Below are 21,919 nucleotides of genomic sequence, written 5' to 3'. Positions count from 1 at the left end.
CGATTCCGACACCGCACCGATGACGCCCAGCGCTCTGTCCCTCGCCCGGGGTATCGCCCTGACCATCGCCGCGGCCGTCACGACGACGGCCGCGGCGAGCCCACTCGGCGCGGCACCGTCCACCGAGATTCGGGCCCCCGGCCCCGAGGGCTTGCAAAAGCCGCTCGCGGGCACTTACGAAGCCCCTGCCGGCAGCCACGCCACCGTCCTCGTCATTCCCGGCTCCGGGCCGACCGATCGCGACGGCAACAATCCACTCGGCGTGCGTGCGAGCCCCTATCGGCTGCTGGCCGACGGCCTCGCCGCGCGACGCATCGCCAGCGTGCGCGTCGACAAGCGCGGCATGTTCGGCAGCGCGAGCGCCGTGAGCGATGCGAACGCCGTGACGGTGGACGACTACGTGCGCGACACCCGCGCGTGGATCGACGCGATCCGCGCGAAGACCGGCACGCCGTGTGTCTGGCTGCTGGGGCACAGCGAAGGCGGCTTGATGGCGCTCGCGACGGCGGCGCGCGATTCCGCATCGATCTGCGGCGTGATTCTGGTGTCGACGGCCGGACGGCCGCTCGGCGACGTGCTCAGCGAGCAGTTGCACGCCAATCCGGCCAACGGTCCGCTGGCCGACGCGGGCGACGACGCCATCCGTGCGCTCACGAAAGGCAGGCACGTCGACGCCTCGACGTTACCCGCACCGCTCGCGCCGCTGTTCAATCCGGCGGTGCAGGGCTTCCTCATGAGCCTCTTTGCCCAGAACCCGGCACGGTTGATCGCGCAGGTGCGCGTGCCGGTGCTGATCGTGCAGGGCGCGCGCGATCTGCAAGTGAGTCCGGCCGATGCACGGCGACTCGAGCAGGCGCAGCCGACCGCCACGCTCGCCCTGCTGCCCGACACCAACCATGTACTGAAGACGGTCACGACGGACGATCGCGCCGCCAACCTGCGCACCTACAGCGACGCCTCGCTGCCGCTCGCGCCGGGGGTCGTCGACACCATTGCCGGCTTCATCGACGCTCACCCGACGACACCCGCCCCCGCTCGGTAGCGCACACGTGGGGCACACGCGGGTGCGTTGCGGCGACATCAACGCCCGAACACCTTCTCCAGCGACGCCGCCAGGTCATCGATCAGATCCTGAGGATCTTCCAGACCGATGTGCAGGCGCACGATGGGTCCGGCCGATGACCAGTCCTCGCAAGTGCGCGTCGCCGCCACGTTCGTCACCGTCGCCAGGCTCTCGAAGCCCCCCCACGAGGCGCCGATGCCGAACAACTCCAGCGCGTCGACGAAGCGATCCGCCTGCGCGGTCGTGGCGTTGGCGAATTCGAACGAGACGAGGCCGTTGGTGCCGCTGCAATCGCGCTGCCACAGCGCGTGTCCCGGGTGCGTCGGCAGCGCCGGACAGAACACGCGGGCGACGTCCGGCACGCTGCTCAGCCAGTGCGCCACTTCGAGCGCATGCCGCTCGTGCATCTGCAGACGCGCCGCCAGCGTGCGCGTGCCGCGCAGCACGAGATAGGCGTCGTCGGGACTCACCGCCACGCCCTGGGCATCGCACATGACGGCGAGCGTCTGCCAGGTCTCCTCGGTGGTGGCGATGGTGCCCATCATGACGTCGGAATGCCCGCTGAGGTACTTCGTCGCCGCCATGATCGAGACGTCCGCACCCAGCATGAGCGGGCGGTACTGCACGCCCGAGCCCCACGTGTTGTCCGCGACCAGCAGCGCGCCGTGGCGATGCGCCAGCTCGGCCAGCGCCGGAATGTCGCACAGCTCGTAGACGAGCGAGCCTGGCGTCTCGACGTAGAGCATCTTCGTGCGCGCAGTCATGTGCTCGGCGGCGTCGCTGCCGTCGGCGCGGAAATAGGTCACCTGCACGCCCCACGGCCGCAGGAACGTATCGACGAAGTGACGCAGCGGCTGGTAGACGCAATCGGAAATCAACACATGATCGCCGGGTCGCAGATAGGCCTGAAACACCATGGCGATGGCGGCGAGCCCGGTCGGGAAGAGGCGTGCGCGATAGCCGCCCTCCAGGTCGGCGACCACGTCCTCCAGCGCGAAGCCGGTCGGGTTGCCGCGTGCGCCGTAGGTGAACAGCCGCTGCGAGCCGCGACGGCGCCGTGCGTCGTTGAGGTCGTCCATCGACTCGAACAGCACGGTGGAAGCGCGCACGACCGGCGGATTCACGGCGCGGCCACCGTCGACGGCGAGATGCGTACCGCCTTTGACGAGCCGGGTGGCGAGGCGTTTGGGAGACGTTTGTCGAGACATGATCGGAGAACTACGTTAAACGATTCGACGGTTCGAACAACGGGCGAAAGGCGTGCTGGGGCAACCCCATGCCCGCCCCCCGAGCTTACTTCGCGGCAGGCTCGCCAATGCGGAACGCACCGCGCTCCTGATCGTCGAGCTGGGCGAGCAGACCGGTCTCCCACGCGAGGTACTGACGCGCCGCCGCCTTGTTGCCGTCGTGGCGATCGTGCACGAAGAACAGGTAGTCGATGCAGTCCGCGTCCGGCGGGAGATCCGGCGTGCTCTCGACCGGATGGCCGGCCGCCACCCACGCTTTCAGACCGCCGGAGAGCAGCGAGAACGTGCGCGTATCCTGCCTGTGCTTCGCACGCCAGTCGGCGACGAACAACTCGGCCACGCCGGGTTCGTCGGCGACGAGCACGATGTTACGCGAGGCTGGCAACTGCGGCAGACGCGGCCGGATCGCCCATTGCGACCCCGGCACATGCTCGCGGCGATAGCTCATGCTCGGTCGCAGATCGACGGCGAGCACGCTGCCGTCGGCGAGAGCGCTGGCCAGCGCCGCGGCATCGACGCGCGGCAGCGTCGTCTCGACGCCGGGCGTGCTCGCGCGCAACGAGGCGCCGCTGGCGAGGCCGTCGCGAAGCACGTAGGCGTCGTGCCCCAGCTGACGCAGCCAGCTCGCCACGATGGGCGCGCGCACGCCATCGCTGTCGAACAGCACCACGCGCGCGTGACGCACGCCGACGTACTGATCCGTCGCCTGAATCAACTGGCCGCCCGGCGTGTGCTGCGCGCCCGGCAGCGAACCGGCGGCGAATTCCTCCGGCGTGCGCACGTCGCACAGGAACAGCGTGCGCGACGTGTCTTCCGCCCACTGGGCGAACGTCGCGGCGTCGACCTCGGGCACGGCGAACCGCGCGGCGAGTGCCTGACTCGCCTCACGCATCTGCGCGAGGCTCGAGGACGCCACCGCATCGGGATAGCGGCGCGTGCTGCCATGCTCGAGCGGCAGGTCTTCGAGATACCACCCCTGCGTACCGTTCTCCAGCGCCATCACCGGATTGGGAATGCCGAGGTTGATGAGCGTCTGCGCGCCGATGATGCTGCGCGTGCGACCGGCGCAGTTCACCACGATGGGCGTCGTCGTATCGGGCACGAGCTCGCGAATACGATAGCCCAATTCGCCGTTGGGGCAGCAGATCGACGACGGGATCGTCATCTTCAGATACTCGCTCACGGGACGACCGTCGAGAATCACCACGTTCTCGCCGCGCTCGCGCATCGCGGCCAGCTCGCGCGCCGTCACGCGCGGCGTGTGATACGCCATCTCCACCAGTTCGCCGAAGGTTTTCGACGGCACATTCACGCCCGCGAACAAGGTGTAGCCGGCCTGTTGCCAGGCGTTCGTGCCGCCTTCGAGCACGTGGACGTCCGAATAGCCGAGCGCGGCAAGACGCTGCGCCGCGAGCACGGCAACACTCGCGTCGGTGTCGTAGACGACGATGCGCGCATCGCGGCGCGGCGCGAGTCGCACGATGTCGATTTCCAACCGGCTGTAGGGCAGGGTGACGCCGTAGAAAAGATGCGCCTCACCGTACTGGCCGTGCTCGCGCACGTCGAACACGGCGATCTCGTCGCCGTCGTGCAGCCAGGCCTTGAGCTGGGAAGGCGGCACAAATTGGGGAATGAACGAAGTCATAGCGTTGCGCCGGTGACCGGCATCCGTTATCAGGTTTTGCGCAGGCCTTGGCCAGATCGCAGGAATGAGCGGGCCCGCACCGCCCGCCGGGGCGATGTGATTCGGGTGGCGCGAAAATCGCTCGCGCCGTCAGGGATTCGCGCCGCCGGGCGAAGGTGTCGTGACGTTCGCACCCGGCGGCAAATCAGGCATTGACGCCGGACGTCAGCGGCGCGTCTTCACGCCGATGTCCATCACTTGATACGTGCCTTTCTCGAGATCGAAGGTGATGCGCTCGGTGAGCGTCTCCAGCGCGCGCCCGTACATGTGCAGATGGCGAATCGGGGCGTCGCCCTTGATCTCCACGGCGTGGATATCGTCCGACGCCAGCGCGATGCCATGGCCCGGATCGACCACCACCGTGTCGCTCACTTCCAGCGTGCCGACGCCGGGCGTCCTGCCGTCGTCCGTGCGACGGTAGACGTAGTTGTATTCCACGCCATCGACCGCGGCGATGCACGCCCACGTGGTGTGGTTGTGCGGCGTGATCTTCTTGCCGGGTCGCATGACGTTCAGGTACAGCGCGTACGTCTTGTCGGCATCTTCGTGAATCAGGTAGCGGGCCTGGAGCTCGCCGTCCGTCGGCGGCGGGAAATCGGCTTCGCTCCACAGCGCGCGCTGCGCGGCGAGCGATTTGACCTGCTCCAGGACGGCGGCCAGTGCGGGGCGCGTCTCGCCCGCCGGGGCCAGCGCGGCCTTCATGGCGTCGATGGCGCCCGCAACAGCGGCTTGACGTTGTTCGGAAAGGGAGGGCGTGGACATGATGAAAGTCTTCTCCGTAGTGCCTTGTTATGCGATGTGCCCGGGTGAGGCGCTGTCGTGTGTGGGTGATGTCTGGCCGTTCAGGCAGGCACGGCGTCGCGCGGCACGCTCACGAGCGGCGACGGACGCAGGACGTCCTGCAGGAATCGCTGTGCGCGAGCGTGCCTGGGCTGGCTGAAGAATTCCGCGGGCGGCGAGTCTTCGAGCAGTTGCCCCTGGTCCATGAACCAGACGCGGCTCGACACGTCGCGCGCAAAACCCATCTCGTGCGTGACGATCATCATCGTCAAGCCGTCGTCGGCCAGCGAGCGCATGACCTGCAGCACCTCCTGCACCATCTCGGGATCGAGCGCGCTGGTCGGCTCGTCGAACAGCATGAGCGGCGGCTTCATGGCGAGCGCGCGCGCAATCGCGACACGCTGCTGCTGGCCGCCCGACAGATTGGCCGGCATCGCGTCGATCTTGTGCGCGAGGCCCACCTTGGCGAGCAGCGTTTCGGCCTGCGCCACGGCTTCGTCGCGCGACATGCCGAGCACCTTCGTCGGCCCGAGCATCAGGTTCTGCCGCACCGACAGATTCTGGAACAGGTTGAAGCTCTGGAACACGAAGCCGATGCGCGCGCGCAACTGGTTGAGCTTCACGTCGCGGGCGGCAACGTCCTTGCCCTCGAACAGGATGCGGCCCTTCTGGATGGCTTCGAGTCGCGTGACGGTGCGAATCAGCGTCGACTTGCCCGAGCCCGACGGACCGCACACGACCACGACTTCGCCGCGCCCGATGGTGGCGTCGATCCCCTTGAGGACGTGATGTTCGCCGTAGTATTTGTGGACATTCTCGAATGCGAGCATGGTCATGGTCGCGTTCTCCTTCGTAAGACCCGGCGTGCTCATGCCAGCCCCGCGCGCTGGCGGGCGATGCGCCGCTCCAGCCAGCCGGCGAAGCGCGAAATGGCGAAACACAGCACGAAATAGAAAGCTGCGAGCACGAGGAACGTCTGCAGCGGCTTGGTCAGCGTGATCGTATTGACCTGCGCGGCCGAATAGGTGAGCTCCGGCACGCCGATCACGTAGGCGAGCGACGTCGCCTTGATGATCGACACGAACTGATTGACGATCGACGGCAGCATGTTCGCGAGCGCCTGCGGCAGTTGCACGTAGCGCATGCTCTGCAGCCACGACAGGCCGTTCGAGCGCGCCGCCTCCATCTGTCCGCGCGGCAGCCCTTCGAGCCCGGCGCGCACGATCTGCGACAGGAACGCGCTTTCGTAGACGATGATCGCGCACACCGCCGTGGTAAAGGCCGACACCTCGGCCCCCACGAGCAGCGGCACGGCGAAGTACGCCCAGAAGATGATCATCAACAGCGGAATGCCGCGCACGAGGCGCGTCCAGACGCCGATCGCACGCCGCAGCCAGCGCCACGGCGAAACCTGCGCCATGCCGACGACGACGGCGATGGGAAACGAAATCACCAGCCCGAGCGCCGAAAGGATAAGCGTGACGGCCACGCCGCCCAGCGGACCGTTGGGCCAGCTGCCGACGAGGAACAACGCGAGATAGTCGTGCAGAATCTCGTACATCTCAGACTCCCGAGGGCGCCGTACGGCGTTTGGCGAAGTGCTCGGAGAGCGCCATCAGGGCAAGCGTGCCGATCAGGTACAGGATCGTCGCCACCAGGAACACATCGAACGTGCGGAACGTGAGGTTGTCGATCTGGCGCGTGCGGTACAGCAGCTCGTGCACACCGATGGCCATCGCCAGCGAGCTGTTCTTGAAGAGCAGCAGCGCCTGGTTGAGCAGCGCCGGCAGCGCCACGCGAATGCCCTGCGGCAGGATCACGTAGCGGAACGACTGCAGATACGTGAGGCCAATGGACCACGCGGCTTCCTGTTGCGTGTTCGGAATGGCGCGCAGCCCCGAGCGCAGGTCTTCGGAGATGAAGGCGCCCGCGTTGAGCGCCAGCGCCACCGTGGCGAAGAAGAACTCGGTGTTGCCCGCGTTGATCCAGTCGCGCAAGCCGTCGGGCAGCAGTTGCGGCACGCCGAAGTACCACACGAGGATCTGCACGAGCACCGGCACGTTGCGGTGATACTCCACCACCACGATCACGAAGCCCTTGAAGAGCTTGACCGGCAGGGCGCGCAACGTGGTGAGCACCACGCCCACCACGATCGCCAGCAGGCCCGAGACCACGAACAGCCTAAGCGTGGTCAGCACCCCGTCGCGAAACAGCTTCAGGTAGCCGTCTTCGAGCAGAAACGAGAGGTCGAACATTGCGTCGTGTCTCGCTTACTGCACCTTGATCGGCTCGACCTTGTAGTCGCGCGTGAACTTGTAGACCGACTTGTTGCCGAGCCACTTGTCGAAGCTGTCCTGCAGACCGTTCGTCTTCTCGTAGTCGAGCAGTATCTTGTTCACGGCCGCGAGCAGCGCCGGTTCGTTCTTGTTCATCACCACACCCCAGCGCTCTTCGAACACCGGTTTCGTGAGCAGGCGGTATTGCTGACCGCCCTTGGCCGCGGCTTCGTTGGCGAAGCGCGCGAGGATCAGCTGTCCGGCCACGAGGCCTTCCACCTTGCCCTGTTGCAGCGCGAGGAATGCCGACGAAATGTCATGGAACGTGAGCAGGTTCGAATCCGGCAGGCGCGTGACCGACACCGCCGCCGAGCTCGAGCCTTCCGAGGCGGCGATCTTCTTGCCGGCGAGTTGATCGAGCGTCTGCACCGGCGAGTCGGCGCGCACCAGCACGCGAATCGGTGCAACGAAGTACTGATCGCTGAAATCGACCTGGGCGGCGCGGGCCGGCATCCAGGCCACGGCAGCGGCCAGCACGTCCACGCGACGCGTCTTCAACTCGGGGATGCGCGCATCGGTCGACAGGGCGCGATGCTCGAGCTTCACGCCAAGCCCCTTGGCAATCGCATGGCACACGTCGACGTCGAAGCCGACGATCTTGCGCGTGGCGGCATCGGGGAAGGCGTACGGTTCGCTCGCGTTTTGCGTGCCGCAAACGAGCGTGCCGCGCGCCTTGATGTCGGCCAGTTGATCGGCGTGCGCGACGTCCATCATGGCGAGTGTCGCGAACAGCGCGGCTGCAAGGTGTCGTTGCCACATGATCCTGAGTCTCCTTGAGTTCGGCCAGGCGGGCGAATCGATTAGCGGGCGACCGGACAGCGCCGGAGATCCACCCTTTATTGCCCGGTCACATAAATATTGCTTGAGTGTCAGGCAGGTTATCGACCAAAATCCCCAAGAACAATTTAATTTTTATCTCGGAAACATTATCGTTTCTGAAGTATCGACTCAGGCGACCATGCGCAATCTCGATATCGATCTGTTGCGGACTTTCGTGGCGATCGCACAGCACGAAACCTTTGCGGCGGCGGCCACGCGAGTGGGCCGCACGCAATCGGCCATCACGCAGCAGATGCAGCGGCTGGAACAGGAGATGGGATGCCCGCTGTTCGAAAAGCAGGGGCGGCAGAAGACAATGACGGCCGACGGCGTACGTCTCGTCGCGTACGCCAACAAGATTCTGGCGCTCAACGATCAGGCCGTGCAGGTCATGCAGACGCGGGGGCCGGCGGAGAAGTTGCGCATCGGTTCGCCGCACGACGTGGCCGATTCGATCCTGCCGAGCATGCTGCGACGCCTGTCGAAGCTCTCGGCGGAACTGCAGCTCGAGATCATCGTCGGACGCAGTCCGCACCTCATGGACGCGCTGCGCGACAAGGAGCTGGATCTGGCGATCTCCACGCGCTACGACGAAGCCTTTCCCGGCATCAAGTTGCGCACGTCGCCGATGGTGTGGATCTGCGCGGACGACTTCATCTTCAACGCCGCCGCGCCCGTGCCGCTGGTGATGGCCGATGAACTGAGCCTCTTCCGACGGTTGTCGATCGAGCGCCTCAACGCGGCGGGCATCGCGTGGCGCACGAGCTTCATTTCACCGACGCTTACCGGCATCAAGGCGGCGATCAATGCAGGTCTTGGCGTCACCGCCCGCACGACGGAATTGCTCGACGCGAACATGCGCGTGCTGTCCGAGGCGGACGGTCTTCCGCGCCTGCCCGACGTCGCGTTCTATCTTTACGTGCAGCCGACGTGCACGAGCCAGGTGCTGCGCGAGCTGTTCGAATCGACCGAACACATCGCCACGCGCTTCGGCCCGCCGTTCCTCATCGGAGAATGATCGACGGGCGGCGGCGATATCAGCCCTGCGGCGCGCTGCCGGAACGCATGTAGGGAAGCACATGCGCCACGTAGTCGGCCTTGCCGAGTTCCACGCCGTGCTGGCGCAGGATGGCGTAAGCGGTGTTGGTATGGAAGTAGAACTGCGCGAGCAGCCAGTCCCGCACGTACTGCTCGCCCGTCATGTCGAAGATCACGCCGTTGGGCAGGGCGAGCGAGACGACCTTGTCGGCGCCGGCGTCGAGCGCGTTCGCGGGCAACGCATCGACAAACGCGATGGCGTTGGCGAGACAGGCCTTGGCCTCGGCAAACGTGCCTGGCTTTTCGCTCGCGCGCCAGCCCTCGCTCTGCACGGCGAGCACGTCGTCGGGAATCGCTTCGCCGCGCAGACGGAACGCCGGCTCCATCGCCTGATAACTGACGAAGCGCACCTGGGCGGCGAGCGGGTACATGTCGGGTGCAAGACGCAGCGTCATCAGCCTGTCGGGCGTACCGCCCTTCGACTTTTCGTAGCGCGCCGCCTTGTCGAGCCATGCCGACAAGGCGCGCATCATCTGTGAGGTCGTCGGCTTCAGAATTTCGGTCAGGGTCATGCGGTGACTCCGTATGTGCGTTCGTGATGGGTATCGTGGCGGTCGATGTGCCGCGCGCGAAGCTTATCGCGACCGCCGTCCCTTCGCACACCAGCCCGTCCCGAGGCACACCGCGAGCCTGCTAGGTCGTCGCGACGAGGAGCTCTTCCGCGTTCGCCGGCGGACGCAGTCCGTCGCTGCGATTCGAGAAGTAGCGCTCGGTCAGCGTCTGTGCCGAGACATGTCTGGCATCGCGAAAGCCGTTCTCTCTCGCAAACGCCATCATCTCGTCCGGCGTGAAGTAGCTGATGAACGGCGTGCCGCTCTCGCGCGCGCCCTTCTCCGCCATTTCCAGGCCCGGGCGCACGGCGGGGTCCGCCATCGACAACGGCAGCAGGAACGTCATCGCGAACGTCGATCCCGGCGCGAACGACGCCACTTCGCGCAACGTGGCCGCATTGGCTTCGCGCGTGAGATACATGCTCACGCCCGTGGAGACGATCACCGCCGGCTCGTCCGCCGCGAAGCCGTTCCGCAGGAGCGCCTCGCGCCACGACTGGCCCGCTTCGAAGTCCACCGGCACGAAGCGCAGGCTGTCGGGTACGCCGTAGCCCAGGGCGATCAGGCGTCGACGCTTCCACGCCTGTGGGCCGGGACGATCGATCTCGAAGATCGTCAGTCGGTCGGCGAGCTCGGGACGTCGCTGCGCGAAGCTGTCCAGACCGGCGCCAAGGATCACGTACTGGCGCACGCCGCGTGCCATCTCCGCTTCCACGAGATCTTCGATGAAGCGCGCACGCGCGATGATGGAGGCGCGAAACGGCTGCGTGAACGGGCTCATGTCGCCGCGTTCGCGCCAGTCGTCGGGCGGTTCGAGCAGCTTCAGACCGATGTCGTCTTTCAGGACGTGCGGCGCGGCGTCCGCTTCAAGATGCAGCGCGCGCCATAGCGCCACGCGTGCCGCCGTGCTGTCGGGTGCGATGTCTTTCGGGTCAACCATGTCGCTTGCCTCGTGAGATCGTTGCCGGATGCGCAGATTCTTGCACAAGCGGCCGGATCGGGCACGGCAGGGGTGAGGTGTCGCCGAAGAATCGAGCGGATCAGGCGTTGAAGAAGAGTTGCGCGGCGCCGTGATAGCCGACGTACAAGCCGACCAGCACGATGAGGATGCCGGAGAAGTACGGCGCCTTGCGGGCGAACTCGCCGAAGCCGCGCCAGCGACGCGACACATGCCGCACGCTGAGCGCCGCCAACGCGCCGGACGCCACCATCGTCAGCGCAAGACCGATGCTGAAGCACAGCACCAGACCCGCGCCCAGTGCGAAGCGCTTGAGTTGCAGGCACAGCAGCAGGACCGTGATCGATGCCGGGCAGGGAATCAGGCCGCCCGTCAGGCCGAACATGACGATCTGACCTGTCGTGACGTCACGACCCGCGAAACGCTTCTGGATGTCGCGCGCGTGCGCCCGCTCGTGAGCGTCCTGGTAACCGACCACGCCCAGTTCGAGGCCAACGTGCGAATGCGACGCCAACGCGGATGAGTGTGTGGCGTGGCTGTGCGTGTGACCATGGTCGTGGCTGTGGTCGTGGTCGTGGTCGTGGTCGTGACCATGGTCATGCCCGTGGTCATGATCGTGCCCGTGCGAATGACCATGCGCCTTCGCATGTCCGTTGTCGCGCCACGTGCGCCACAGCATCCATCCGGCGATCAGCAGGATCAGCACCCCGGAGGCCAGTTGGAAATAGGGTTCGGTGGCCTCGACGTTCCAATTGCGCCCGAAGTACATCCCGGCCGCCGCCACGAGCCAAACGACGGCCGTGTGCGAGAGCGTCGCCGACAGGCCGAGCAGCACGGCCTGCCCGACGGTGCCGCGAATGGCGACGATGAATGCCGCCATCATCGTCTTGGAATGCCCGGGTTCGAGGCCGTGGAGCGCACCGAGCAGGATGGCGCTGGGCACGAACAGCCAGGCATTGCCCTGCTGGAGAAGGGTCGAAAACTCGGTCATGGAGATGCGCTCGGTGGCGAATGAAGGATGGTTGCAATATACTGCCCCCCAGTATATTTGTGTTAGTCTTTTTCGTGGATTCACCGCCAATACAGGAGCGCGACAGAACGTGCATACGATCCGGGACAAGAACAAGCTGCTCGCGCGCGTTCGTCGCATTCAGGGCCAGACGCAGGCGCTGGAGCGTCAGTTGAGCAACGAGGGCGACTGCGTCGAAGTGCTGCAGCAGATCGCCGCCATTCGCGGCGCGGTCAACGGCCTGATGGCGGCGGTCATCGAAGGTCATCTCGTCGATCACCTCGTGAACGAGCCTGAGCAGGCCGATCGTGAAGCCGAGCTCGCTCCCGTGCTGCACGTCATCAAGGCCTATCTGAAGTAACCGATCCCGCCCCATGCTGCGCTTCGACAATCTCACCCAACGTTTCGACGACTTCACACTGTTTGAAAATCTGCGCTTTCGCGCCGAGCGCGGCTGTTTCGCGTTGCGTGACGAAGGCGGCGGCGGCAAGAGCACGCTGCTCGGCATGCTCGCGGGCGAGCGCGATGCCGGCCAGGGAAACATCTGGATCGACGGCCATTCGATGCGCGACGACGCCGCCGGCGCACGTGCATCGCTGGCTTTCGTACCGTATGACTGTCTCGCCGAACCGCTGCAGACGGGTCGCGGTTTTCTCGATGCCCGCGCGGCGGCCCGGCGCACCAGCGTCGACGCCCGCGTGCTCGATCTGGTCGAACGCTTCAGTCTCATGCCGCACATGGAAAAGCGCTTCGAGCAGATGTCGACCGGCACGCGTCGCAAGTTCTATCTGACGGCGGTCCTGCTCGGCGGCCCGCGCGTGATCCTTGCGGACGAGCCGACGGGCGGCCTCGATGCGGCTTCGCGCGCGGTGCTGATCGACCTGTTCACCACCCTCGGCGAAACGGGTTGCGTGTTCTTCTCGACGCACGACGACGAGCTCGTCGACGGCTGTCGCGCCACCCCGCTCCGCTTCCCCGAACTCTCCGGCGCCGAGCCGGCCTGACCCCGGCCGCGCTTGCCGTGTCGCCGTGGATGCTCGTGGCTTCGCGCGCCGCGTGGGGGTATCGGTGCGGCGCTGCTGGTGCCGTGCTCGCTCAAGCTCAAGCTCAAGCTCAAGCTCAAGCTCAAGCTCAAGCTCAAGCTCATTCATCAGGCTACACCGGATTCCACGCAGCGCACGCGCGCCGTCGGCCGTGGCCAGCCTGAGCGCGGGACGCGTCGCCGACCGTTTCGGGCCCGTGCGCCCAATGCTCGCCGCGTTCACCGCGTACGCGCTCGGCGCGGTCGGAGCTCGTGCCGCGCGGCACGCCCGGCGGACGGCGCTGGCACGGCTGAGGGGGCAAAGGGGCGAAGCGTGGAAAGGGAAGGGAAAGGAGGGACGGACGGAGGGAGGAATGGCGGGATCGCCAGATCTGTTGAAACCAGTCCGACGTGCGTTGATCTGCGCTCACTAAAGTTCGGCGGTGAAGTGGCCGTAAGCGCAGAGAGTAAGGCGGCAGTGGGCCAGTGCGGCGGCACTGCCCGAGCGGCATTCCCCCTCAACGGCTCGCTTGCGGGCCTACCGATGAAAGCCCATGAAAGTCACTTCGTTGCGAACCCGGATTCTGCTCATTACCTGCCTGACGGTGGTGGGTGCGCTGATCCTCTCAGGCGTCACGACTTACGCGATCGTGCGCGACAGCATGATGTCGAGCATCGCGCAGACGCTCTCGGCCGTGGCCAAAGGCAACGCGAGCGCCATCGAACGCTGGTCGGCCGACAAGGCGCAGGCGGTGAACGCCACCGCGCAGGTCGTCGAGAAGGGCGACCCGGGCGGGCTGGTCAAGCTCATGGGCAAGACGAACGACTTCCCGATCACGAGCGTGGGCTGGTCCGACAAGACGTTCTTTTCCACCGCGCCCACGCCGCCGGACTACGATCCGACCGCGCGCCCCTGGTACAAGAGCGCCGTCGCGGCGGGCAAGCTCACCGTCACCAAGCCGTACGGCGACTCGTCGACGGGCATCCCGTACGTTGCCTTCACCACGCCGCTCGTGCGTGACGGTCAGACCGTCGGTGCCGTGAGCGGCGCGGTGGCGCTCACGGGCGTGCAGGACATCATCAAGGCGGTGCATCCCACGCCGTCGAGCCTGGCGCTGGTGGTGGCGGGCGACGGGCAGGTGATCGCGCACCCGGACAACAAGTTCTCGCTCAAGCCGTCCACCGATGTGGCGGCCACGCTCACGGCCGAATCGCTGCCAGGACTGGCCAGCGACGACGCCGCACCCGTCCAGATGACGCTCGCGGACGCTCCCAAGCTGCTCAAGGCCAAGCGCATTCCGGGCACGGACTGGTACCTGGTGGTCGCGCTCGACCGTGCCGAGGCCACCGCGGGGCTCACGTACGTGCTGTGGGCGACGGTCGTCACGCTGATCGTGCTCACGCTGGTCGCGCTGGCGATCGCGTCGATCTTCACGTCGCGCGCGTTCAAACGTCTGTCGACGGTGCGCGACGCGATGGACACCATCGGTTCGGGCGATGGCGACATGAGGCAGCGACTGGATGTCGTCGGCGATGACGAAGTCGCGCAGATCTCGAAGTCGTTCAATGCATTCGTCGACAAGATCAGCTCGGTCATGCTCGACGTGCGTTCGGGCGTCGCGTCGATGACATCGGCCACGAGCGAGATCGAGATGGGCAACCGCGATCTGTCGCAGCGCACGGAGGCGTCGGCGGGTTCGTTGCAGGAGACGTCGTCGGCACTCACCCAGTTGACGTCCAGCGTGAAGCAGACGGCCGATACGGCCGAGCACGCAACGCGTCTGGCCAACGATGCGAGCGCGGCTGCCGCGCGCGGCGGTCAGGTGGTGACCGACGCCGTGAGCACGATGGGGGAGATCACACAGTCGTCGGAGCGCATCACGGAGATCATCAGCGTGATCGACGGCATTGCGTTCCAGACCAACATCCTGGCGCTCAACGCGGCGGTGGAGGCGGCGCGCGCGGGCGAGCAGGGCCGCGGCTTCGCCGTGGTGGCGGGCGAAGTGCGCACGTTGGCGCAGCGCAGCGCGGCGGCGGCGCAGGAGATCAAGGCGCTGATCGAGACGTCGGTGCAGAACGTGAAGAGCGGCACCGAACGTGTCCAGGCGGCGGGCACGACGATGCACGAGATCGTCGAGGGCATTACGCGCGTGCAGCGTCTGGTCGGCGAGATCCATGCCGCGATGACCGAGCAGAGCACGGGCATCAGCCAGATCGACCGGTCGGTTTCGGAGATGGATCAGGCCACGCAGCAGAACGCGGCGCTGGTCGAGGAGTCGGCGGCGGCATCGGCGATGCTGAGCGAGCAGGCGCGCATGCTGGCCGAGACGGTGGCGCGCTTCCGCTTGCGCGAGGGGCAGCACGAAGGACTGCGCGGTCTGGGCGCTGCGCCATCGCTGTCGGTGGTTGCGTCGACGCAGCGTCGGGCGGCCTGACAAGATAACGGGACGCGATTGTCCGTCCGGGACAAAACAAGGCACGCCGGTTCCGCCCGGCGTGCTTTTTTTCCGCTCAATGCGGAGCGACCGGAATCCTGTAGATCACCAATGCGTACTTCGGCGTGGTACGCGCGTCGATGACAACGCCGCCCAGCGATTCGGCGATACGGCGGCTCGGCGTGTTTTCCGTCGCGACCGGGTAGACGTACCCGCGAATGCCGAGTACGCGAGCGCCCCAATCGGCGACGGCGCGAACGGCCTCCGTCCCGAATCCGTTGCCATGCTGGCTCTCCCGGATCCAGATACCGAGTTCGGGGTATTCGTCTGTCGTGCGATGGAGTCCGGCGAGTCCGAGGAACGCGTCGCCGTCATGCAGGCGAACCGTGAAGACGTAGTCCGTTCCGTTCGTCATTTGCGTCAGCCACGTCTGCCATACGGATTCGAAGTGTTCGAGGTCCGGTGACGGCTCCCAGGACATGTAGCGGGCAAGACGCGCGGAGATGCAATCAAAGGCTTCGGGCGCGTCGGCGGGTTGGAACGGGCGGAGGGTCAAACGTTGCGATTCGATGCGAATGGCATGCGGCGCTGACGACATGGTTCCCCTTGGCTGATGACATTTCGAGGAGAACCATTGTCGGTCGGTAGCGCTGCAAGGTCGATGGTTTTTTGCAGTACCGGCGGCTTTCACAGCCACATCGGCAGGTCGTAGGTATGGGAGACGTAGGCGAAGGCGGCACCCAGAGCGGCGGCGATCAGTTGCATGATGTTTCTCCTTGCGAGTTGTTGAAGGGTTGCCCGGAACCTCGATGGCGCCGTGTTGAGTTCATTCTCCTGCGCGCTGGGGCATGTCACAACTGAGACAAATACAGGGATGAGAGGTACGAGAAGCATTCACAAAATTAAATTTTCCCGTTACAATCGCGCTCCCCTTGCCCAGGTGGCGGAATTGGTAGACGCACTATCTTGAGGGGGTAGCGCCGAGAGGCGTGCGGGTTCGAGTCCCGCCCTGGGCACCAAGGAATTCAAAAGGCAGAGGAGCGTTAGCTCTTCTGCCTTTTCCGTTTACGCCCGGGGAAGCGCCGTGAGCGATTCATGCAAGCACAGATGGCGAGACCATGCGACAGTCGATTGCGATCGCAAAAATTTCCGTCATGTGAGAAGCCATGAGTCACGTTCCCAGCCTTGGAGCCTCGCGCTCCCCATCCCCGGTGACTGCCTCGACGTCGGCGCAGTCTCGACAGATCGGACAGCCGCCAACTGCGCTGGCTGCCAATGTGGGTATGGTGCGTCAAGCCGATGAGCGGCTCGACATGCCGTCGGGTTCAGTCCAACGACCGTCGCCTCCCGACACCCCGTCAGTCGTTCGCCGAGCGCTGCCGGGCGCGCGGGCCTCCGGCATGCCGTCGAGCTCGGCCCAACGACCGCATTCTCCCGCAACACCGGAAGCCATCTCGGACGGCGAATCGGAAAGGCCTTCGGTACCACAGGACGCTAACAGTGGAAGGGATGCCGTTCCCATACAGCCCCCAGCCGAAATTGCCGAACAAAGGCCTGGCCCGTCGCACAGGAATGCGACGATCACCAACGCCATGTTGCTGAGGTGGCGCGGCCTCGGTCGAGCGGGAATCGAGGCCGCGGGTGGGCTCACCGCACTGGCCAGATGGGAAGGTATCCCGCCTGCGGTGCTGAATCTATACCTTCGTGGAGACGGCAGCCTGACTCCGCGCGGCGAAGACCAGCTCTACGGGAACAGGGATGCGGGTGGGTTCGAAGGTCTGGCCAGACAGAGGAATATCTCGCTCGCGACACTGAGACGTCTCCTTCGAGGAGACGGCAGCCTGCCCCAGCGAGGCGAAAACCGGCTCAACCCGGGTGGGAATGGGAACCTCCCTGACACCAGGTAATCGCGACCGCAGAAATTTCTATCGTGAGAAGCCATGGATCAAGTTCTCAGTACTGGAGCTACGCGCTCCCAGCCCCCGGTGACTGCCTCAACGTCGGCGCAGTCTCGACAGAACGGAGAGCCGCCGACCGTGCTGGCTGCCAACGTGCGCGCGGTGTGTCAGGCCGATGAACGGCTCGGCATGCCGTCGAGTTCGGCCCAACGATCGCCAACTTCCGAAGTCCCGGAAATCGTGGATGGGTCTCTGGACTCCCAACGCGGCGTACTCGCACCTGATGCCAATGCCCAGGCGTTGGTCGGCATGCCGTCGAGTTCGGCCCAACGACCGCTTTCCATCGCAACACTAACGCTGGAAATCACCTCGTACGGCGGATCGGAAAGGCATTCGGCGCCACGGAACGCAAGCCGTGGAAGGGATGCGGCTCTCATGCCGCGCGTGGCCGGAGACCCCGGGCGAAGGACTGACGCGTCGGGCAGGAACGCGAGAATCACCACCGTCATGTTGCAGACATGGACGGCCCTCGGTCAGACAGGGATCGAGGCTATGGGTGGGCTCGGCGGTCTGGCCAGGCGGGACAATGTCTCGCTTGCGGCATTGAGACGCTACCTTCGTGCAGACGGCCGCCTGACCGCGCTTGGCGAAGACCGGCTCAACGCGGTGGGTAATGTGATGGTCACTGACACCATGTTGCGGGCATGGTCGGACCTCGGCCAAGCGGGGATCGAGGCCTCGGGTGGGCTCGGCGGTCTGGCCAGGCGGGACAATGTCTCGCTTGCGGCACTGAGAAATTACCTTCGTGCAAACGGCACACTGACCCAGCGCGGCGAGGACCGGCTCAACACGATTAGGAATGCGTACATCCGTGCAGCACCGCGCCCCCTTCACGAAGCCGTGCGAGACTGGTTCAGCAACGACGAACAAGCACAGATTCACCAATGGCAAGCGCACAGCGAAGAACCGCACGCCGCACAGTTCTTCCGTTTTCTGAACCGTTTGAAAGCGTCCATCAACTACAACGCTGAATTCAAGACGGCGGTAGCCGGATGGTTGGCCAAGCTTGCCCAGGATGGAGAACTTCGTCAACTGGCCTTCCTGGCTGCCCAAGAGGCCACCGAGACCTGCGAGGATCGCGTCGCGCTCACATATAACAACCTGACGAAACTCAGTCATGCGCGCGCCGTCAGCCGTGGCGATCACGACAATAGCCTCGTCGAGATCGTCGAGCGCGGGCGCGGCGCATTCCGTCTGGACGCACTGGAGAAAATCGCCCGCACGAAAGCCCGATCGTTACCGCGCGTCGACGAAATCGAGGTTTTCCTGGCCTATCAGGTCCACTTGCGTGAGCGGTTGAAATTGCCCACTGACATCGCGAATATGCGCTTTTTTAACGTCGCGGGGGTGACGGCGACGGAACTGGAGAACGCCGAGCAAGAGGTTCACGCCCGTGAGTCCGCGGAGTTCCCTCAGTATTTTCTGGTCGAATGGGAGCCTTGGCAGCAAGTGCTGGCGCGATTGGATCCCGAGGGGACAGAGCGAGCGCATCAGAAAATGCAGGACATGCTCGCCAGATATGAGCAGGAAATGGCGACGCAGTTGGTCAGTCTCGGTCTGCCGGGAGATCACGATACGCAGGCACAGGTCGGAGTCGGCATCATGAAGGCACAGCAGTTGGCGACCTATAAGGAGCTCACTCGAGAATTCTTGCGCAAGCGGGGCGAGGAGGCGCTTATGGACCGGATCATGGGCGCCGACAACCGGTGACGGCTTCGGCGTCGATCAGCGGCGACGGGCAGCCCACTGCCAGCGCACAGATACGCGGCGGAAACAGCTCCGTCCTGGCGAGCATGTGCACCCACGTAAAGCCCGAGAGCATCGCTAGCCCCGCAAACGCGATCGCGGAAATTTCCATTCGCATTTGCGCAATGGCGCAATGGCGAAAGAGCGATTTATGCATGTGGGGTTGGTGAGCCCCTGCGACAATCAAGTGCATTCGGCGGGCCGCAACGATGACAGGACGCCGCGATCAAGAAACTCCCGTGAGGCAAGCCAATGCGTCCCGTTTCAAGCACTGGGGCTCTAAGCTCCCCGCCCCGCATGGCGACCTCGACGTCGGCACAACGTACTCCGTCAGCATCAACTTCGACGCGGTTGTCTACCCTTGGCACCAACGTGCGCGAAGTGTGTCAGATTGACGGGCGGTCCCATGCGCCATCGAGTCCGGGCCGATGCGTGCCCCCCCTCGAAGCGGGGACGGGCACCGGTCAGGCGGTTCAGGCCGGTGGACGAACGGAACAACGTACCCATGACTTGGCGGTGAGCGCCTTGCGACGCTTCGTCGAACAGCCTCCCGGAACATTGCAACAATCGGACTGGTCGACGTCCATCCAGGAGAGTTCCGCACGGTGCCGTTGGATCCCTGATCCGTCCGACGGGCCATCAAACTCGTTCGAACGCGCAGCGCTCATGGAAGCGCGAATTCCCGCGGAGATGCTGGCGCTCATACGTGCCATACGATGGGATGGCACGCATCAGACGCACTTCTCCATGACGCCCCCCGGTGCGATCAAGGCGGAAACGCGTCCCCTTCACGAAGCCGTTCGAGACTGGTTCCGAAACGACGAGCAAGCGCAGGTTCACCAATGGCAAGCGTACGGCGAAGAAGCACACGCCGCAGAGTTCTCCCGTTTTCTGGACCGATTGAAAGCGTCCGTCAACTACAACGCTGAATTCAAGACGAAGCTCGCCAGTTGGCTATCCGGGCTCGCCCAGGATGGGGAGCTTCGCCAATTGACCTTCCAGGCCGCCCAAGGAGCCGCCGAGACCTGTGAGGATCGCGTCGCGCTCACATATAACAACCTGACGAAACTCAGTCATGCGCGCGCCATCAGCCGTGGCGATCACGACAATAACCTCGTCGAGATCGTCGAGCGCGGGCGCGGCGCATTCCGTCTGGACGCACTGGAGAAAATCGCCCGCATGAAAGCCCGATCGTTGCCGCGCGTTGACGAAATCGAGGTCTTCCTGGCCTATCAGGTCCACTTGCGTGATCGGTTGAAATTGCCCACTGATATCGCGAACATGCGCTTCTTCAACGCTGCGGGGGTGACGCCAGAGGGTCTGACGAACGCCGAGCAGGAGGTTCACGCTCGAGAGTCCGCGGAGTTCCCTCAGTATTTTCTGGTCGAATGGGAGCCTTGGCAGCAAGTGCTGGCACGATTGGATCCCGAAGGGACAGAGCGAGCGCGTCAGAAAATGCAGGACATGCTCGCCGGATATGAGCAGGAAATGGCGGCGCAGTTGATTAATCTCGGTCTGCCGGGAGATCACGAAACGCAGGCACAGGTCGGGGTCGGCATCATGAAGACACAGCAGTTGGCGACCTATAAGGAACTCGCTCGAGAATTCTTGCGCAAGCGGGGTGAGGAGGCGCTTATGGACCAGATCATGGGCACCAACAACCGGTGACGGCTGCGGCAAGACCTGCGGATTCCTGCGCCGGACACCAGAAATTCAAAGGCAGAGGAGCGTAAGCGCTTCTGCCTTTTTCCGTTTACACCCCGGGACGAAAGGACTTTTCATCCGCCGGCGTCAGTCGAATTTCCGGCCGCGCGTTTCGGGCATCTTCAGATAGACGATGAGCGAGATGGCCGCGCAGATCGTCACGTACCAGTAAAAGTACGATTCGTGACCGCTCGCCTTGAAGCGCAGCGCAACGAACTCCGTCGTGCCACCAAGGATCGCCGTCGTCAGCGCGTACGGGAAGCCCACTGCCAGCGCACGGATACGCGGCGGAAACAGCTCCGTCTTGGCGAGCATGTGCACCGACGTAAAGCCCGAGAGCATCACAAGCCCCGCGAACGACAGCGCGAACGCCGCCACAGGATCCTTGGTGTGGCTGAGCGCGGTGAACAGCGGCACCGAGAACAGCGTCGTGCTCACGCCAAAGATCATCAGCACCTTGCGACGTCCGATCACGTCCGACAACAACCCGAACAGCGGTTGCAGCGGCATGTAGAGCAGCAGCGCCAGTGTCGACACGAACGTCGACGACTCCTTCGACAACCCCACGGTGTTCACCAGGAACTTCTGCATGTAGACGGTGAACGTGTAGAACGCGACCGTGCCGCCGATGGTGATGCCGATGGCGAGCAGGATCTGGCGCCAGTGCGCGAAAACCTCCCGTGCAATCGATGACTCGCGCTTCTTCGCGCTGTCCACGAACGCCTCGCTCTCCGTCACGTTACGACGCATGTACAGCGCGAACAGGGCCAGCACGCCGCCGATGACGAACGGAATGCGCCAGCCCCAATGCTCGATCTGTTCGGCGGTGAGCAGCACACGCTGCATGAGCATCATGAGGCCGAGCGCGACGAGCTGACCGGCGACCACGCTCACCTGCAGGAAGCCGAGAAAGAAACCCTTGCGGTTCTCCGGTGCGACTTCACTCAGATACGTAGCGCTCGTGCCGTACTCGCCACCCATCGACAGACCTTGCAGCAACCGCGCGGCGATCAGCACGACCGGGGCGAAGATGCCGATGGTCGCGTAGCCGGGTGTCAGCGCAATCATCATCGAGCCGACGCTCATCGCGAGCACCGAGCCGGTGAGCGCCGCCTTGCGCCCACGCCGGTCGGCATAGAGGCCGATCAACCAGCTGCCGAGCGGACGCGCCACATAGCCGACGGCCGCAATCGCCGCCGTGTTCATGAGCTGGACCGTCGGGTTGTCGCCCGGGAAGAACGCTTTCGCGAAGTAGATCGAAAAGATGCTGTACGCCAGAAAGTCGTACCACTCGATCAGGTTGCCCGCGAGGCCACCGACGATTGAGCCGATTCTGACCGGCGTGCGCTCGGCAGCCGTCTGGGTTTGCGAAGCGCCAACGTGGCCCGTGGGGCGCGCGGCAAGGGAATCCGAGGAGGGCGTCACCATCTGTCTCCGTTACTTTTGTGTGATGCAGCTGCGGTACTGCCGTGATGCGGGTACTGCCGGACTGCGGGGGGAATATATGCGG

20 protein-coding genes and 1 tRNA gene are annotated in these 21,919 nt (G+C 64.9%); 8 read left to right on the top strand and 13 right to left on the bottom strand.

Annotation, left to right across the window (positions count from 1 at the left end; all coding sequences use genetic code 11):
• Positions 1-19 precede the first annotated feature (19 nt).
• The gene (locus tag RO07_RS00275; protein WP_084072374.1) at positions 20-1,042 is read left to right on the top strand and encodes an alpha/beta hydrolase; all 1,023 of its coding nucleotides are present in this window, start codon (positions 20-22) and stop codon (positions 1,040-1,042) included.
• 38 nt (positions 1,043-1,080) lie between these two features.
• Here RO07_RS00275 and metC read toward each other — a convergent pair whose 3' ends face one another.
• From metC to RO07_RS00240, 7 genes are all read right to left on the bottom strand, one after another.
• Positions 1,081-2,271, bottom strand: coding sequence for a cystathionine beta-lyase (metC, locus tag RO07_RS00270; protein WP_039407016.1), 1,191 nt, complete (start codon positions 2,269-2,271; stop codon positions 1,081-1,083).
• Positions 2,272-2,356: 85 nt separating this feature from the next.
• Positions 2,357-3,955, bottom strand: a complete 1,599-nt coding sequence (locus RO07_RS00265) for a rhodanese-like domain-containing protein (protein WP_052266895.1) — start codon at positions 3,953-3,955, stop codon at positions 2,357-2,359.
• 204 nt (positions 3,956-4,159) lie between these two features.
• A complete protein-coding gene (locus tag RO07_RS00260) occupies positions 4,160-4,756 on the bottom strand; it encodes a cysteine dioxygenase family protein (RefSeq protein ID WP_039407015.1) in 597 nt (198 codons plus the stop codon).
• A gap of 80 nt (positions 4,757-4,836) precedes the next feature.
• Positions 4,837-5,604, bottom strand: coding sequence for an amino acid ABC transporter ATP-binding protein (locus RO07_RS00255; protein ID WP_052267486.1), 768 nt, complete (start codon positions 5,602-5,604; stop codon positions 4,837-4,839).
• A gap of 38 nt (positions 5,605-5,642) precedes the next feature.
• The gene (locus RO07_RS00250; protein ID WP_039407010.1) at positions 5,643-6,335 is read right to left on the bottom strand and encodes an amino acid ABC transporter permease; all 693 of its coding nucleotides are present in this window, start codon (positions 6,333-6,335) and stop codon (positions 5,643-5,645) included.
• A gap of 1 nt (position 6,336) precedes the next feature.
• Positions 6,337-7,029: an amino acid ABC transporter permease gene (locus RO07_RS00245; protein WP_039407008.1), complete on the bottom strand. Its 693-nt coding sequence runs from the start codon at positions 7,027-7,029 to the stop codon at positions 6,337-6,339.
• A gap of 15 nt (positions 7,030-7,044) precedes the next feature.
• Positions 7,045-7,869 (bottom strand): transporter substrate-binding domain-containing protein, encoded by an 825-nt coding sequence (locus RO07_RS00240; protein WP_039407005.1) that lies wholly within the window; start codon positions 7,867-7,869, stop codon positions 7,045-7,047.
• Positions 7,870-8,068: 199 nt separating this feature from the next.
• Between RO07_RS00240 and RO07_RS00235 the strand changes: the two genes are divergently transcribed.
• Positions 8,069-8,947: a LysR substrate-binding domain-containing protein gene (locus tag RO07_RS00235; protein WP_039407002.1), complete on the top strand. Its 879-nt coding sequence runs from the start codon at positions 8,069-8,071 to the stop codon at positions 8,945-8,947.
• A gap of 19 nt (positions 8,948-8,966) precedes the next feature.
• Here the strand turns inward: RO07_RS00235 and RO07_RS00230 are convergent, their stop codons facing one another.
• From RO07_RS00230 to RO07_RS00220, 3 genes are all read right to left on the bottom strand, one after another.
• Positions 8,967-9,539, bottom strand: a complete 573-nt coding sequence (locus RO07_RS00230) for a DUF1993 domain-containing protein (RefSeq protein WP_039406999.1) — start codon at positions 9,537-9,539, stop codon at positions 8,967-8,969.
• A 121-nt stretch (positions 9,540-9,660) separates the two neighbouring features.
• Entirely contained in the window at positions 9,661-10,518 is an 858-nt protein-coding gene (locus tag RO07_RS00225; protein WP_039406996.1) for a class I SAM-dependent methyltransferase, read from the bottom strand.
• Between the two features lie 100 nt (positions 10,519-10,618).
• A complete protein-coding gene (locus RO07_RS00220) occupies positions 10,619-11,527 on the bottom strand; it encodes a nickel/cobalt efflux protein RcnA (protein ID WP_039406994.1) in 909 nt (302 codons plus the stop codon).
• Positions 11,528-11,636: 109 nt separating this feature from the next.
• Here RO07_RS00220 and RO07_RS00215 point away from each other — a divergent pair, with 109 nt between their 5' ends.
• The 3 genes from RO07_RS00215 (at position 11,637) to RO07_RS00205 (ending at position 15,001) form a co-directional block, all read left to right on the top strand.
• The gene (locus RO07_RS00215; protein ID WP_039406991.1) at positions 11,637-11,906 is read left to right on the top strand and encodes a metal/formaldehyde-sensitive transcriptional repressor; all 270 of its coding nucleotides are present in this window, start codon (positions 11,637-11,639) and stop codon (positions 11,904-11,906) included.
• A gap of 13 nt (positions 11,907-11,919) precedes the next feature.
• Positions 11,920-12,549 carry an ABC transporter ATP-binding protein gene (locus RO07_RS00210; protein WP_039406987.1) on the top strand — a complete coding sequence of 210 codons (630 nt, stop codon included), beginning with the start codon at positions 11,920-11,922 and terminating at the stop codon, positions 12,547-12,549.
• A gap of 571 nt (positions 12,550-13,120) precedes the next feature.
• Positions 13,121-15,001, top strand: a complete 1,881-nt coding sequence (locus RO07_RS00205) for a methyl-accepting chemotaxis protein (RefSeq protein ID WP_039406985.1) — start codon at positions 13,121-13,123, stop codon at positions 14,999-15,001.
• A 76-nt stretch (positions 15,002-15,077) separates the two neighbouring features.
• Here the strand turns inward: RO07_RS00205 and RO07_RS00200 are convergent, their stop codons facing one another.
• Positions 15,078-15,599: a GNAT family N-acetyltransferase gene (locus RO07_RS00200; protein ID WP_039406983.1), complete on the bottom strand. Its 522-nt coding sequence runs from the start codon at positions 15,597-15,599 to the stop codon at positions 15,078-15,080.
• 336 nt (positions 15,600-15,935) lie between these two features.
• On the opposite strand from RO07_RS00200, the gene RO07_RS00190 reads away from it, so the two are divergent.
• Positions 15,936-16,020, top strand: a tRNA-Leu gene (locus RO07_RS00190).
• Between the two features lie 1,017 nt (positions 16,021-17,037).
• Positions 17,038-18,669 carry an NEL-type E3 ubiquitin ligase domain-containing protein gene (locus tag RO07_RS25405; protein WP_160118086.1) on the top strand — a complete coding sequence of 544 codons (1,632 nt, stop codon included), beginning with the start codon at positions 17,038-17,040 and terminating at the stop codon, positions 18,667-18,669.
• Here the strand turns inward: RO07_RS25405 and RO07_RS25635 are convergent.
• The gene (locus RO07_RS25635; RefSeq protein ID WP_157118186.1) at positions 18,647-18,817 is read right to left on the bottom strand and encodes a hypothetical protein; all 171 of its coding nucleotides are present in this window, start codon (positions 18,815-18,817) and stop codon (positions 18,647-18,649) included. The genes RO07_RS25405 and RO07_RS25635 overlap by 23 nt on opposite strands.
• A 554-nt stretch (positions 18,818-19,371) precedes the next feature.
• Here RO07_RS25635 and RO07_RS00175 point away from each other — a divergent pair.
• Positions 19,372-20,373: an NEL-type E3 ubiquitin ligase domain-containing protein gene (locus tag RO07_RS00175; RefSeq protein ID WP_052266893.1), complete on the top strand. Its 1,002-nt coding sequence runs from the start codon at positions 19,372-19,374 to the stop codon at positions 20,371-20,373.
• 123 nt (positions 20,374-20,496) lie between these two features.
• Here RO07_RS00175 and RO07_RS00170 read toward each other — a convergent pair whose 3' ends face one another.
• Positions 20,497-21,837 (bottom strand): MFS transporter, encoded by a 1,341-nt coding sequence (locus tag RO07_RS00170; RefSeq protein ID WP_084072371.1) that lies wholly within the window; start codon positions 21,835-21,837, stop codon positions 20,497-20,499.
• Between the last annotated feature and the right edge of the window lie 82 nt (positions 21,838-21,919).

This window comes from Pandoraea pulmonicola (genome assembly GCF_000815105.2).
Lineage (GTDB): Bacteria > Pseudomonadota > Gammaproteobacteria > Burkholderiales > Burkholderiaceae > Pandoraea > Pandoraea pulmonicola.
This window is presented reverse-complemented; position numbering and strand designations above follow the sequence as displayed.